The sequence below is a fragment of the Vibrio sp. 03_296 genome (genome assembly GCF_002265885.1).
In genome coordinates, this window is the sequence record NZ_NPKW01000351.1 from 1 (window position 1) to 383 (window position 383).

The 383-nt window shown below is 47.0% G+C and carries 1 pseudogene; it reads left to right on the forward strand.

The annotated features are described in order from the left end of the window. Positions 1 to 383, forward strand: a pseudogene (locus tag CIK04_RS24565) (ATP-dependent DNA helicase DinG); the annotation flags it as partial.

Sequence of the window (383 nt, forward strand, 5' to 3'; positions counted from 1 at the left end):
CTCTGGCAATTGATTGTCAGCGACAAACATAGCTGCAATAACAATTTACCTATCCATCGCCACTGCCCTTTTCAAAAAGCACGCTCAGAGCTCGACAAGCACGATGTCATTATTGCCAATCACAGTTTGGTCATGGCTGATGCAGACTTAGGCGGCGGTGTTATTCTGTCTGAACCGGAAAACACCATTTACGTTTTTGATGAAGCGCATCATCTTCCCCACGTTGCACGAGATCATGCCTCTGCTGCTTCAAGCCTAAAAGGTGCAGCTGCATGGCTCGAACGCTTAAACCAAAACAGCAGCAAGTTTGCAGCCTTGGCGGATAAAAAAACGCGTTAGTCGCTTTCGCAATGACTTCAAAGAATCCGTGCAAGTGGTGATTC